Consider the following 13738-nt stretch of genomic DNA (forward strand, 5'->3'; position numbering starts at 1 on the left):
GATGTCCGGCTGCGCAGCGCATTCCCGGCCAAGAAAAAGGAGTGCAGCAATGCTTGATTTGATGCCGTCCCTGGGCGGGTGGCAGCCCGTGGTCCGGGGGCAGCGATGCGCCGTGGCCACCGTGGTGGCAGCCGGCGGCTCGGTTCCCCGGCCTGTGGGCACCTCCATGCTGGTATCAGAGGCCGGCGAGACGCTGGGCAGCCTCTCCGGCGGTTGCGTGGAAGGCGCCGTGGTGGAGGCGGCACTGGAGGCAATCGACGACGGCGTCACCCGCCGCAGCTTCTTCGGCTACAGCGCCGCGGATGCCTTCGCAGTGGGACTCACCTGTGGAGGCGAACTGGAGATCCATATCGAGCCATTGACCCTTTCCCCACTGGCCGCCGGGGTACCCCGGCCGGCCACGGCGAACGGCCTGGCACTGATCCGCAGGGTGGACAGCGGCGGCCATGGCGCCGTCGTCGTGCCTGATCCTGTGTCGTTCATTCCCGATGATTCGCCCGAACTCGCCCTCTTGCTGGACGGTGATGCGGCCCTGATCCGTTCGGCGGCGGCCCAGCTTGGTCCATTGCTGCGCAGCGGGGGAGCGGGGCTGGTGCGCCTGGCGAGTGACGCGTGCCGCAAGCGCGCCGGCAGGGCGGGGGACCGTGGGGAGGAACCGGTGGAGCTGCTGGTGGAGAGCCGTCGCCCGGCGCCGCGCTTCCTGATCTTCGGCGCCAACGACTTCGGCGCAGCCTTGCTGCCGGCCGGCCAGCTCCTGGGCTACCACGTCACACTGTGCGATGCCCGGCCTGCCTTCACCGGGCAGGAAAGATTTGCGACGGCGGATTCGGTGGTCAGCGACTGGCCGCACCGCTACCTGGCTGCTGAGGCCGCTGCCGGTCGGCTCGATCCGCGCTCCGTGGTGTGCGTCCTGACCCACGATCCCAAGTTCGACATCCCACTGCTGTCCGCCGCGCTTTCCCTGGACCTGGCGTATGTGGGGGCCATGGGATCGCGGCGCAGCCATCTGCAGCGGGTCTCCGAACTGCTCGATGCAGGAGTGGCGGCAGGGCAGCTGGAAAAGTTGCATTCGCCGATCGGCCTGGACCTGGGCGCGGTGACGCCTGCAGAGGTTGCCGTCTCCATTACCGCGGAGATCCTGGCGTCCCGGACCGGTGCCACTTTGGCGGGAGTCGGCTCGCTCAAGGACGGCCACGGTCCCATCCACGCATCAATTCACGCATCCATTAACGCCGGGGAGCAACCATGGACATGAACACCATTGAGGCCGTGCTCCGCACCACGAATCCTGCCGATTTCCACGAGGGCGATGCCTGGCTGGCCGGCGGCACCGTGCTGTTTTCCTACGGCAGCTATGCCTTTGGGGCCAAGCCGTTGCGCCGCCTGCTGGACCTTGGCGACGCCGGCTGGCAGGCCGTGACCGTCAGTGACGACGGCATCAAGCTCGCCGCCACCTGCACCATCGCAGAGTTGTATGCCCTGCCTGAATCCTTGGGCGCATCCTCGGATCCGGGTGTCCGCAGCTGGCCCGGCCTTGACCTGTTCCGGCCCTGCTGCGACTCCTTCGTGGCGTCCTTCAAGGTCTGGAACATGTCCACTGTGGGCGGGAACCTTTGCACGTCGCTGCCGGCCGGACCCATGATTTCGCTCTGCGCCGCGCTGGACGGGACGGCCCTGGTCCTGGGCCCGGGCGGTGCCAGCCGGACAATTCCGGTTGCAGAGTTTGTTACCGGAGATGCCCGGAACTCCCTGGCACCGGGCGAACTCCTGCGCAGCATCCACCTCCCGGCGTCGGCACTGGCCGGGCGGGTGGCTTTCCGCCGGCTCTCGCTGAGCAACTTTGGCCGGTCTGGAGTGCTGCTGATCGGCAGGCTCGCGGATACCGGCGAAGGCACCTATGGGTTCGTCCTGACCGTCACCGCGGCGACTAAACGGCCCGTGCAGTTGCGGTTTGCTGCCCTGCCCACCGCAGACGAGTTGGCTGAGGCGCTCGCGGACGCCATCCCTGACGACCTTTATCACGACGACATTCACGGCCACCCGCAGTGGCGCAAGGACATGACGTACCGGTTGGCGGAGGAGATTCGCATGGAACTGGGCACGCCCGCGGCCCACGGCATCGACGCCGGGGTGCCCGTATCTGGTGACTTCTGGCCGCCCGCAGCTTCGCCGGCAGTTAGCCCGGCTGTTACAAAAGGAAAGGCCTGACCATGGGCATCGAGATCAACGGAGCCAGCACGGATTCCCGGCCGCGTCCGGGCCAATGCCTGCGGACCTTCCTGCGCGAAGAGGGCAACCTGGGCGTTAAAAAGGGCTGCGACGGCGGCGACTGCGGAGCCTGCACCGTCCACGTGGACGGCAAACCTGTCCACAGCTGCATTTATCCCGCGGTCCGGGCGGAGGGCCGTTCCGTCACCACGATCGAGGGTCTTCCGGAGGTGCCGGCCGGGTCACCGGACGATTCCGGCGCAGGTGGCCTGCACCCGATGCAGCAGCAGTTTATGGAACGCCAGGGTTTCCAGTGCGGGTTCTGCACCGCCGGGATGATCATGACGGCGGCAACGTTCGACGACGGCCAACTCGCCAACCTGCCGCGGAGCCTCAAAGGAAACCTCTGCCGCTGCACCGGTTACCGGGCTATCGAGGATGCAGTCTGCGGGCACGGCGGCCACGCCGCAAGCAAGGACAGTGCGACGGACCAGATTGGCCAAAGGGACCAGGCCAACCCAACGCGGCAGGGAGCCTCAGCAGGCGCACCCATCCCCGGCCAGGCCGGCGATGACGTTCCGGCACCGGCAAGCCGCGCCATCGTGACCGGCAAGGCCCGCTACACCCTGGACGTCCCGGCGGGGGAACTGCCGGGCCTTCTGCACCTGAAGCTGGTCCGCTCGCCGCATGCGCACGCCCGGATCATCAGCATCGATGCCCGGGCAGCCCTGGAAATCCCGGGCGTTGTGGCCGTGTTCACCCACGAGGACGCACCGGACCAGCTTTTCTCCACCGCCCAGCATGAGCTGTTCACCGACGACCCGGACGACACCCGCGTGCTCGATTCCGTGGTCCGTTTCATTGGGCAGCGGGTGGCCGCCGTGGTGGCCGAGTCGGTGCAGGCGGCCGAAGCGGGAGTCCGGGCCATCAAGGTCCAGTACCAAACGCTCGACGCCGTCTTCTCACCGCAGGAAGCAATCGCCCCCGGGGCTCCGGCCCTCCACGGTGACAAGGACCCGGCAGCCAGCCGGATCATCAACCCGTCCGGCAACGTGGTTGCGGAACTGCATTCGCACCTGGGTGACGTGGAGGCAGGACTCGCCAGTGCCGACGTCGTGCATGAACGGACGTACCAGACGCAGCGGGTGCAGCACACGGCGCTGGAAACGCACGCCGCGATTGCCCACCTTGACGAGGCCGGGCGGCTGCAAATCCGGACCTCCAGCCAGGTCCCCTTCCTGGTCCGCCGCACCATCTGCCGGATATTTGGGCTGCCGGAAGACCAGGTGCGGGTAGTGGCCGGCCGGGTGGGCGGCGGTTTTGGTGGTAAGCAGGAAGTGCTCACGGAGGACATCGTGGCGCTCGCGGCCCTCAAACTGGGACGGCCCGTGCAGTTGGAGTTCACCAGGACCGAGCAGTTCGTGGCCTCGACGGTCCGGCATCCGTTCACCATCAAGCTCAAGATGGGCGCCACCCGGGACGGCCTGCTCACCGCGATGCACGTTGATGTGCTGACCAACACCGGCGCCTACGGCAACCACGCGCCCGGAGTGATGTTCCATGGCTGCAGCGAATCGCTGGCCGTGTACAAGTGCGCCAACAAGAAGGCGGACGGCAAGGCGGTGTACACCAACATGATTCCGTCCGGAGCGTTCCGAGGCTACGGCCTGAGCCAGATGATCTTCGCGATCGAGTCCGGCATGGATGAGCTGGCGGCGGAGATCGGCATGGACCCGCTGGAATTCCGGCGCCGCAACATGGTCCGTGAAGGCGATGACATGCTCTCCACGCACGCGGAGCCGGAAGAGGACGTCCATTACGGCAGCTACGGGCTGGACCAGTGCATCCGCCTGGTGCAGGACGCGCTGGACCGCGGCGCCGAACGCTACCGCCGGGCTGGCCTGGACAACCTAAGCCCCGACTGGGCGATCGGAGTAGGAACGGCACTGTCGATGATCGACACTGTTCCGCCGCGCGGGCACTTTTCCCACTCGCACGTCAGGCTCCTGCCGGACGGAACTTACGTGGCCGACGTCGGAACGGCCGAATTCGGCAACGGCACCACCACAGTGCACGCGCAGCTGGCCGCCTCGGCGCTGAGCACCACGGCCGACCGGGTGCAGGTGCGCCAGTCGGACACAGACCTGGTGGAGCACGACACCGGCGCGTTCGGGTCAGCCGGAACGGTGGTGGCCGGGAAGGCGACGTTCGGCGCAGCGGAGGAACTGGCGGTCCGGATCAAGGCTTTCGCTGCCGGTATCCGGCAGGTCCAAGCCTCCGGTTGCGTGCTGGAGCCGGACGCAGTGGTGTGCGAGGGAACGCGGGTGCCGCTGGCGGAACTGGCGCAGGCGGCAGCGGATGCCGGCATCGAACTCGCTGCAGAGGGGCGCTGGGGCGGAACTCCGCGGTCCGTGGCGTTCAACGTGCATGGTTTCCGTGTGGCCGTGAACCGCGCCACCGGCGAGTTGGGCATCCTGCAGAGTGTGCAGGCAGCTGACGCGGGTGTGGTGGTGAACCCCCGGCAGTGCCGCGGGCAGATCGAAGGCGGCATCGCACAGGCGCTCGGTGCCGCGCTGTACGAGGAAGTAGTGGTGGACGGTTCCGGCAAGGTCACCACGGACATCCTGCGGCAGTACCACATTCCCACGTTCGCGGACGTACCACGCAGCGAGGTCTATTTTGCGGTCACATCCGACTCATTAGGCCCGATGGGGGCAAAATCGATGAGTGAGAGCCCGTTCAACCCGGTGGCTCCCGCGCTGGCCAACGCCATCCGGGACGCCACCGGGGTTCGGTTCAGCGAGTTGCCGATTTCGCGGGACCGTATTTACCTGGGGCTGAAGGCTGCCGGAGTGGTGGCCGTCGAGGCCACGTGAGAACGATGCTGGGATCTGGCCGCCAGGGCCCCGCCTGAACTGGAGGAAAATGCATGAGTGAAGCTGCCGGCGTCGTCACTGGATCAGAGACACCGCGGGTCGCCGTGGTGACCGGTGCGGGTTCCGGTATTGGCAGGGCCGTGGCCCAGCTGATGCTGGCTGGAGGTTACCGGGTGGTGCTGGCCGGCCGCCGTGAAGAGGCGCTACTGGAGACGGCACGGATGGCGGGGACAGACTGCCATCCGGAGTCGCTGGTGGTGCCGTGCGATGTGACGCAACCCGACGACGTCGAGCGCCTTTTCGCCGCCGCCACCTCGCGCTGGGGGAGGGTGGATGTGCTCTTTAACAACGCAGGCGTGTTTGGGACGGCAGGTTCCGTGGACGAGATCAGCCTGGCCGACTGGAACGCCGTGGTGGCAGTGAACCTGACCGGGTCCATGCTGTGCGCCGCCGCGGCCGTCCGGGCCATGAAGGCGCAGTCGCCGCAGGGCGGCAGGATCATCAACAACGGCTCTATTTCCGCCCATTCGCCGCGGCCCCGCACGGTGGCCTACGCGGTGACGAAGCATGCGATGACAGGCCTGACCAAGAGCATCGAACTGGACGGCCGCGGCTTCGGCATCACGTGCGGCCAGATCGACATCGGCAACACCGCCACGGACATCATGGACACGATCGGCGTGGGCGAGGGGGCGTTGCAGGCGGACGGCAGCCGCAAGGTGGAGCCCACCTTTCCTGTCGCTGACGCCGCCCGGGCTGTGCTCCTGATGGCTGGGATGCCGGCCACGGCGAGCGTCGGTTCACTGGTGGTGACGGCCGCGGGCATGCCGTTTGTGGGGCGGGGTTAGGCTCATTCCCTCGCGCTTGAAGATGCGTCAGTCCGGGACATTGCCGAGGTAACAGGAAGCTCAAAGTCACGGGTGGGCCGGTTGCTCTCAGCGTATGCGGCCACTGTCGATCCCGACGGCCGTCATGGCGTCCAGCTGCCGGGTGAGGTCCTGTTCGTGGTTTATACGTGTGATCCCAAAGTCCATCCGCGAACCGTACCGAAAGTTGTCACTGTGACCGTCGGATGTGCCGGCAGTTTTGGGACGACATCTGGGACAGTCAGGTTACGCGTGTCTATGCGGACCGGGATCCACGGGGAGTTTCCTACAAGGGGGGTCCCACTTCTAAGGAAGTAGGACGGGTAACGGTGCCGCGTTTAGGGCCCCTTCACCGGGGATTTTGAGGGACAGTGGATGCTGCCGTGGGGGACCGGCTTACGAGCACCGGCGAAGGGTACTTCTGTGAAAATGACGATATGAAGAAGTTCATGCGATCGCTGGCCAACAACATCCTCGACGACATCGGACCAGGGCGCCGACTCGTCGCAATCGACGGTGTAGATGGCAGCGGCAAGACATCCTTCGCCGCAAACCTGGTAGCGGAGATCCGGAACCGCCCCGTGACCGTCATCCACGCCGACGACTTTCTAAACCCGTCGTCCATCCGGCATGCCAAGGGACGTGCTTCACCAGAAGGGTTCTGGCAGGACACTTACAACTACGCCGCCCTGGAAAATCGGCTACTCAGACCGCTCGGCCCAAGAGGGACCGGCTGGTACTCACCGTCTTCCTACAACTCCGTGACCGACCGAACCGCGCAAGTGGACGTCCTGCTTGCTCCATCAGAAGCACTCGTCTTTGTGGAAGGCATGTTCCTGCACCGCGATGAACTGGCCTCCTACTGGGATGCTTCCGTTTTCCTGGACGTTCCTTTCACCGAAACCGCGGCACGAATGGCAGTTCGAAACGGCAGTAACCCAGACCCTGAGCACCCAACGATGCGCCGATATGTCGGAGGACAGCGCCTCTACTTCGATGCGGCACGACCGTGGGAACGCGCCACGTTCGTGGTGGATAACGCGGATTTCACGTCACCGAGAGTCATCAGTCCCGACATGGTTTCCAGTGCCCGGTGAGGGATCCCCTTACGGGCACCGTTGTGTCCCACTTCTAAGGAAGTGGGACACCGCCTGGCATCCCGGAAGTCGGGGTTGGGACTATTCTCTCGGCGGAGGAGTTTCGGGCATGGACGCGTTGGGCAGAAGCGCAAATGTAGCAAGGAACACCGACGTTCCGAGCAAACCCGCTGCCGCACCGAATATTCCGACGAAGATCGCGAAGACAGGGGGCGCTCTGTCAACGATCAGCTCATAGAGAGCAAAGGGTACGCTCATGGCGCCTCCGGCACCGGACATTACCAAGATCTGGGGAACGGCGTGTTTGGTCAGTTCAGAAACTTTTTTCCATAGAGGCCACCACACGAAAGCCGTCCAAGCTAAAGCCGAGACGAGAACCAAACATATTAGTAGAAGTAACGGAATCAACTCCGCGCCTGGCGGGGTCAGGAAAGCGGCAAGGACTAGGGACAGGAGCAGGCATGCGCCAGGCAGCGCCCAAAAAAACCTCGACTTTTCCAAATCTTTCGCAGCCCGCGGCATGGTCCTCCTACTGGTTATCGTGCCTGTCGTGCATTGATTGTCTCCGTTGCGCAGCTGTGCTCAAAAAGACAGTTGAATGAGGAGTTCGGGAGTCTGAACATGGGCACCCAGAACTCGGCTCCGGTGTTGTTGAAGCGCGCATATCCTTCGTGTGCTGGGGCTTGCTGACGATAGCCTACTGACTCAACGACGCCGCTGCGGTAAAAGCGGTTGACGACGTTGTATCGGATATTGCCTATCGAGCAGAAGGGGTTTCCTGCAGCGTGGTCGAATCTAACCTGGGCGTAGGATCCGCCCTTTTGGATCTCTTTGAAGTACATCTGTGATGCGGAGGCAGTCTTTGTTTCAACTAAGCTGCCGTTCTTGTATTTTTTCGTCGGCGCTACGTGTTTGAGATTGATCACGTCGTAGGGTGCAGCGTTATCCCAGTTGATATTGGTGAACATCATGGTCCGATAGTCGGGTGTGTCATACGGTGAGCCGATTCCGGGTGTGCGGTACGAACGGTTGTCACCGCCGAAGGTGATGCCCGACTGGCCAACCGCGTTGCATGAGGTGACGGCTGCAAGATTCAACGACACCTGCGCCTCGGGAATGAATGTTTCGTATACGAAGGCAGTGGTGTAAGGCTGATATGTGAAAGGTATCACTTTGACAGCACCATCCTCCGGAAGTGTCTGAACAGGGATGGTCCGCTCCGACGTGGCCTGCGCGGCGTCCACTCTACTATCCCTCACTTCGAATAAGTATCTGGTGTCGGGAGCAAGGTCGTGTGCCGTGTAGCTATTCGTGGTCGATGCCCGGACTTTCTGTCCGTCCTTGTAAATGTCGTACGTAATAGAAGGACTGCTGGCTGCCCATGTGATGCTCACTTTGGAATCGGTAGCTGCCGTTACGATCGATGGCTTCATCGCTCCCGTTGGTTTCGGAGCAGTCCCTCGAAGGACTAGTTCTTCCTGGATTGGTAGCGATCCCTGCTCAGCACCTTGTGTCCCGTCAACAGAAACAGGTGCATCGACAGGAGTCATTGCAGGTTCTTTCGCTGGCTTTTCGAAGAGAACAACGCGCACAGCATCCCCGTCGTTCGAAGCACCGGAAAAATGCTTTTCCCCTATATCCGAGGAGACCTCGCCAAGCGCTACCTTTTCTGCTCCAATCCGTACCGAAGGCTTTGATTGGAGCGACACCGAGAACGTGTCTTCTGACCGATTCTCGGCGTAGGCCATTGGGGCCGCACCGAATAACGAGAGTCCGCAGACCACGGCTGCGGACAACAATTTAATCTTCAATTCCACTCCTTGATGTTGAGTGGGAGTTGTTCCCCCTGAAGAAGTGTTGTGTAAGGGAGTTTTTGCTGCCAATACGAAATTGGGCAAATAAAAAGTTGAAATCATATCGTTAGCGGATATGACAAGCCTGCTTAGTAAACCAGCAAAAATGCTTGCGACCATGCAGCATCATCTAAGACGGAGGACGGCAAGGAGATTGCCACCGACGCCTCCACGGGCTCTGAAACGGTCTGGCTACATGCTCTGGCGCGTCACGAGAAGTTTCCTTGACAGTGGTCTCCGGTAGACAAGAGACTGAGCATGGTTTCACCGGCGAAACTGCCGGTCGGTATGCCCATTGGCAGACTGTGTACAGGAACCGCTCATTATCTAGGGGGAATTATGAAGCGACTCACCAGGACCGTCTTGGCCGCAGCTCTTGCCATCGGCGCCAGCGCCGCAGTGGCACTGCCCGCACATGCAGGCACCGATCTCAAAGCCACCACGACCGGGGCCTACGGATACTTCGGCGCGTACTCGGAAACTGTCAACGCCAAAGACACCCTTGAGGATGGATCCTCAGCCAGGGTCCGGCTGTACAACTCCAACACCGGCGCTCTGCTTACGACCGTTTGGGCCAGCGGCCTGAACGCGACCAACAGCGCCAATCTCAGCCTGGCTGAGGGCACGCCGGTCCGTCTCCAGGTCTGCAGGGTCAACAAGACCTCGGGTTACGTCTACAACTGCAGCACTGCCTTCGGCGGCGTCGCCTGATAGGCAGCTGACGATGTAGCCGGCTCCTGCCGGATGCATGAAAAGACCCTCTTTCCATTCCTGGCAGGAGGGTCTTTTGTCGTCTCAGCGTGAGTCCGGGAAGACTAAGGGGCCAGCGCCGGGTGGCTGGCCACGAAGGGTGTCACGACATACTTCAGCTCTCACATAGTGTCTCAATACCAAGGAAGTGGGACGCGGCTGTAGAGCGTTAGGTCATCTTCGCCGGTTAGATCATGCCCCGGCCCATGAAATCGTGACGGCGTGTACGGCGATCCGGAGCGTTTCCGTTTCCGTCTCTGCCGCCACGGCCTTGGCGGGCAGGGCACGGTCCATTATGAGGCCGTTGATCACGGTGGCAAGGAATCGTGCCCGCTGTTCGATTTCGCCAGCGGGAATCGAGTCTTCCTCGATGAGTGCGGCCAACCAACGCTCAATGCGGTGGCGACCCATGCGCTCGAGCGCGAAATAATTGGCCGCCTCGTCCTCGGAAGGGGGAGACATCACGTACGCCTCGTACAAGGCGCCCCATTGTTTTCGGGCTCGATCGCCGACGCCTACTTGCGCGAGCATCAGCTGCAGGCACGCGACGAGGCGCTCGGACGGCGGCAGCGCGTGATCGTTGATCGGGTCATCCGGGATGTCGACGTCATAGAGCCCGGCGATAACGGTGTCGACGAGGTCCCGCTGCGTGGGAAAGAAGTGCCGCAACGAGCCCGTGCTCACCTGAGCACGCGCGGCCACCGCCCGGACACTCAGTCGCGCGGTTGGGTTCTCGCCGAGCATCGTCGCTGCAGCAATCAGGATCTTGTCGCGCGTTCCCGGTTCTTTCGATCCAGCGGGTAAGCCACCCATTTCTGTCCTCACTCGTGACGCCTTCTATTGCAGTGTGCTACTTTATCCTCTCGGAGGTCTATCACACTGTACTAGTTGGAATCGGGGTTGGAGAAAGATGGAATTCAAGGGGTGGCGGTACCGCCGGGTGCGTACCGGGTCCGGTGAGCCGCTGCGGCGCTTGCGCTGGTGGCAAATGCTCGGCAGGTCTTTGCGCACAGTCTCGCTTCCTGCCCCTGACGGCACATCGTCCACCTACACGGTTGATGTTCGCCACGGCGGCGACCTCGCCGACGGCGAGGTACGGGCGCGCCTCTATGTGAACGGATCGTTGCACTCGTACTCGAAGATGCCGGCCCGCTTCGAAGTGCCTGGCGGTCACATTGAGGTCGCCATCAACGGCTTTGGGCTTCGCCGCTGCCACTACGTGCGCGCCGATGGTCGCGAGCTTCAGTTGACGCCCGACCCCGCATCCGCAGAAGGTCGTCGTGCCCGGTTGCACCACAAGCACCCCCGTCTGAGCCGGCTCGTCGGCGTCGTCACGACAACACTTGTCCTCGCGGGCCTGTGCGTCACAGTGCCGCAGATCATCGAATCGCTCACCCTGATCCCTCCCATCGCTGGCTCGATCGGAACCTTCACTTCTCCCGTGCAACTCCCGCTCCAGATCAACCTGCTCGTTGGACTCGGGGCCGTCATCGGCAGCACGGAGCGAGCCCTGCGGATGCGATCGAGCTGGATCGACGACCTCGCCAGCTAGCCTCCACGAAAGGAAGAAACCATGTCCAGCACCACCTCGAACTGGCTCCTCCGGCTCGACAAACCCGCTCCGACTCCCCGCGTTCCCCGCGCCGTCCAATACCACCGCGTCTACGCAGGGGAGAAACGCCGAATCCTCCGCGGCATCCTCGCGATTGTGTTGCTCGTCGTCGGCCTCGTCGTATTCGCCCGGCTGCGCGCACTCGGCGCCGCCGCCATCGATGCGCAGCTCCTCGGACGCACGGGCGCCACACCGCTTACAGGCACCCTCGTGTGGCTCATAGTCGGGGTATGAGAGTGGCTGGAATTCTCCCCTCAGACGCTCCTGACCCCCGTGCCGAATGGGCCGAGCGCCTGAAATTCATGCCCATTCCGGTGATGGGGCTCACCCCCCAACCGTCATTGGAGGACACCGACAGCGTCGGCGTGACCTACGGCCTAGATGATCGTGGGTACAACGAAATGACGGCGAGCATCACCTATACGCTCTGGCGAAACCCGGATGACCGCTCAGACCCAATAAACCTCGCAGACCTGGACGAGAAAACACGCAGATCGATCGAGGAAGTTCCGCCATGGCCTCGGCCCCCTTGGCTGATCGAGTACGTGGAGCGACTGCGTTACCCGCAACTTGTGGAGGCCGTGCGAACCACCTGGCACCGCGCTCCATCCGAGCGCTCTTCGGTCCGAAGCCTACTGGCTGACCATGTCAACCACATCCTGATGAACCAATTTCGGCAAGAGCTCTGGCCGGGCAGCAAACCATGGGACCAACACGCCCCCACAGTAACCGGCCGGATGATCAACAGTCAGGCTAGGACCGTCGTCGACGGAGTCGATATGCCCGGTGCGGAGGTCGATACGGACCCGTACGTCTACGGTATCGGAGCCCAACTGGCAGACGGCGGCGTGGTGACCGCAGTGCTTCCACGCACTGAGCTCAAGCACATCCAAGTCCAATTCACGCGCCGGAGCTAACGGCCCATCCAAGCACAGCACACCGAGTTTGACGGCCCCTAAACGTGAGTTGACGAGATTTCAGATAGTAGCTATATTTTTTCTCGTAAGAAAAAGAGAACGGAAGTTCCCCCGCTTGAGTTACCTGTTTAGGGGGAAGCACCGTTGCAGCAATACCTGGTCGTCGGACAGCTTGAGACGGCCAGAGCAACACCAGCAATACCTGGTCGTCGGACAGCTTGAGACGGCCAGAGCAACACCAGCAATACCTGGTCGTCGGACAGCTTGAGACGGCCAGAGCAACACCAGCAATACCTGGTCGTCGGACAGCTTGAGACGGCCAGAGCAACACCAGCAATACCTGGTCGTCGGACAGCTTGAGACGGCCAGAGCAACACCAGTAACGCGGGGCGGGCAAGTTGAGAGCATCCTTATGCATTCCTTGCCCGCCCCTATCGTTCGGGGTCTGCTGCCCGTCACAAGGGTCCATTCGTTAGTTGGAGGGCCCAAATAGACAGCTCGTAGTTCACGCGGACATCAAATTCTCGCGGAGCGCTGGCGTGGCCATCAGCGGCCGCCGGGCGGAGCTAGATGTCGGTAGCGGAACTTCGCGACGTCGTCCTAAATTGGGAGCCTTCATAGGTCGCGGGAAAGCTCACCCGCCGGTAGCGGACCGCCTTACGGGCATGAGTGAAGATCATCCACAGCAGCTTCTTCTTGACCAGCATTGGACGCAATCGACACCCCAGGCACCCGGCGGGCACCTCAGGAAGGATCATCTCTATGCGGAAGCTCGTGTACTACGTGGCCACGACCCTCGACGGCTACATCGCTGGCCCGGACGGTGCCGATCCAAGCGGAGCGGACTACTTCCCGCTGACGCCCGATGTCGTCCAGTACATCGTTGAGCACTATCCCGAGACTCTTCCCGGGCCGGCGCGAGCCGCCCTGGGTATCGGCAGTCCAGGTCGGACGTTCGACACAGTTCTTGAAGGACGGGCGTCCTACGAGATCGGCCTCGCCGCGGGCTTGACCGACGCCTACCCCCACCTTCGCCATCTTGTATTTTCGACCACGCTGGAAAGCCATGATCCCGCCATCGAGATCGTCCGTTCCGGCGCCCTGGAACGGGTACGCGCGCTCAAGGCCGAAGAGGGCAAGGACCTGTGGCTGGTGGGTGGCGGCACTCTCGCCCACTCGCTGCTGCCAGAAATCGACCGGCTCGTGCTCAAGCAGAACCGGTCGGTCATCGGATCTGGCATCCCGCTCTTCGACGGTCCGTTCCAGCCCCACATGTTCCGGCCTGTCGACGAGACCCTGCTCGACTCAGGCTTGCGGGTCCTCACTTACGACCGCGCCTGAATCCGCTCTGACAGATTCAGCCTGAATGAGACCGGTATGCCGGGCACCTCCGATGCCCCGGAGAGCGTTCCCCTTACGGGCACCGTTGTGTCCCACTTCTAAGGAAGCGGGACACCCTCAGGTAGGACGTCTGTCCAAAGTCAAAGTTTTTGACCCATGCTGCAACCTCGCTTTGGATTAAAATAACCCACGCTGGTATTTCGATTAGTTTGCTCTAA

12 protein-coding genes are annotated in these 13738 nt (G+C 62.7%); 10 read left to right on the forward strand and 2 right to left on the reverse strand.

All coding sequences use genetic code 11. The annotated features are described in order from the left end of the window. Window positions 1–49: 49 nt before the first annotated feature. The 5 genes from ACWA13_RS01040 (at window position 50) to ACWA13_RS01060 (ending at window position 7047) form a co-directional block, all read left to right on the forward strand. The gene (locus ACWA13_RS01040) at window positions 50–1255 is read left to right on the forward strand and encodes an XdhC family protein (RefSeq protein ID WP_463936167.1); all 1206 of its coding nucleotides are present in this window, start codon (window positions 50–52) and stop codon (window positions 1253–1255) included. Next, window positions 1246–2208 carry an FAD binding domain-containing protein gene (locus tag ACWA13_RS01045; protein ID WP_463936168.1) on the forward strand — a complete coding sequence of 321 codons (963 nt, stop codon included), beginning with the start codon at window positions 1246–1248 and terminating at the stop codon, window positions 2206–2208. Before ACWA13_RS01040 ends, ACWA13_RS01045 begins: the two co-directional genes overlap by 10 nt. Window positions 2209–2210: 2 nt before the next feature. Further along, window positions 2211–5084 (forward strand): molybdopterin-dependent oxidoreductase, encoded by a 2874-nt coding sequence (locus tag ACWA13_RS01050; protein WP_463936170.1) that lies wholly within the window; start codon window positions 2211–2213, stop codon window positions 5082–5084. Between the two features lie 53 nt (window positions 5085–5137). Continuing rightward, the gene (locus tag ACWA13_RS01055) at window positions 5138–5932 is read left to right on the forward strand and encodes an SDR family oxidoreductase (protein WP_463936171.1); all 795 of its coding nucleotides are present in this window, start codon (window positions 5138–5140) and stop codon (window positions 5930–5932) included. 455 nt (window positions 5933–6387) lie between these two features. Further along, the gene (locus tag ACWA13_RS01060; RefSeq protein ID WP_463936172.1) at window positions 6388–7047 is read left to right on the forward strand and encodes a nucleoside/nucleotide kinase family protein; all 660 of its coding nucleotides are present in this window, start codon (window positions 6388–6390) and stop codon (window positions 7045–7047) included. A gap of 536 nt (window positions 7048–7583) precedes the next feature. Here ACWA13_RS01060 and ACWA13_RS01065 read toward each other — a convergent pair. Next, on the reverse strand, window positions 7584–9020 hold the full coding sequence (locus ACWA13_RS01065) for a fibronectin type III domain-containing protein (RefSeq protein WP_463936174.1): 1437 nt from the start codon (window positions 9018–9020) through the stop codon (window positions 7584–7586). 219 nt (window positions 9021–9239) lie between these two features. Between ACWA13_RS01065 and ACWA13_RS01070 the strand changes: the two genes are divergently transcribed. Then, window positions 9240–9611, forward strand: coding sequence for a hypothetical protein (locus ACWA13_RS01070; protein ID WP_463936175.1), 372 nt, complete (start codon window positions 9240–9242; stop codon window positions 9609–9611). 231 nt (window positions 9612–9842) lie between these two features. Here ACWA13_RS01070 and ACWA13_RS01075 read toward each other — a convergent pair whose 3' ends face one another. Continuing rightward, window positions 9843–10475, reverse strand: coding sequence for a TetR/AcrR family transcriptional regulator (locus ACWA13_RS01075; protein WP_463936177.1), 633 nt, complete (start codon window positions 10473–10475; stop codon window positions 9843–9845). An 85-nt stretch (window positions 10476–10560) separates the two neighbouring features. Between ACWA13_RS01075 and ACWA13_RS01080 the strand changes: the two genes are divergently transcribed. The 4 genes from ACWA13_RS01080 to ACWA13_RS01095 all read left to right on the forward strand — a co-directional run bounded on the left by ACWA13_RS01080 (window position 10561) and on the right by ACWA13_RS01095 (window position 13520). Next, a complete protein-coding gene (locus ACWA13_RS01080; RefSeq protein ID WP_463936178.1) occupies window positions 10561–11202 on the forward strand; it encodes a hypothetical protein in 642 nt (213 codons plus the stop codon). 21 nt (window positions 11203–11223) lie between these two features. Continuing rightward, window positions 11224–11496 (forward strand): hypothetical protein, encoded by a 273-nt coding sequence (locus tag ACWA13_RS01085; protein WP_463936179.1) that lies wholly within the window; start codon window positions 11224–11226, stop codon window positions 11494–11496. After that, the gene (locus ACWA13_RS01090; protein ID WP_463936180.1) at window positions 11493–12179 is read left to right on the forward strand and encodes a hypothetical protein; all 687 of its coding nucleotides are present in this window, start codon (window positions 11493–11495) and stop codon (window positions 12177–12179) included. Before ACWA13_RS01085 ends, ACWA13_RS01090 begins: the two co-directional genes overlap by 4 nt. A 762-nt stretch (window positions 12180–12941) precedes the next feature. Continuing rightward, window positions 12942–13520, forward strand: coding sequence for a dihydrofolate reductase family protein (locus ACWA13_RS01095; protein WP_463936181.1), 579 nt, complete (start codon window positions 12942–12944; stop codon window positions 13518–13520). Window positions 13521–13738: the final 218 nt, after the last annotated feature.

It is taken from the genome of Pseudarthrobacter sp. TRD_SC_9 (assembly GCF_055361265.1).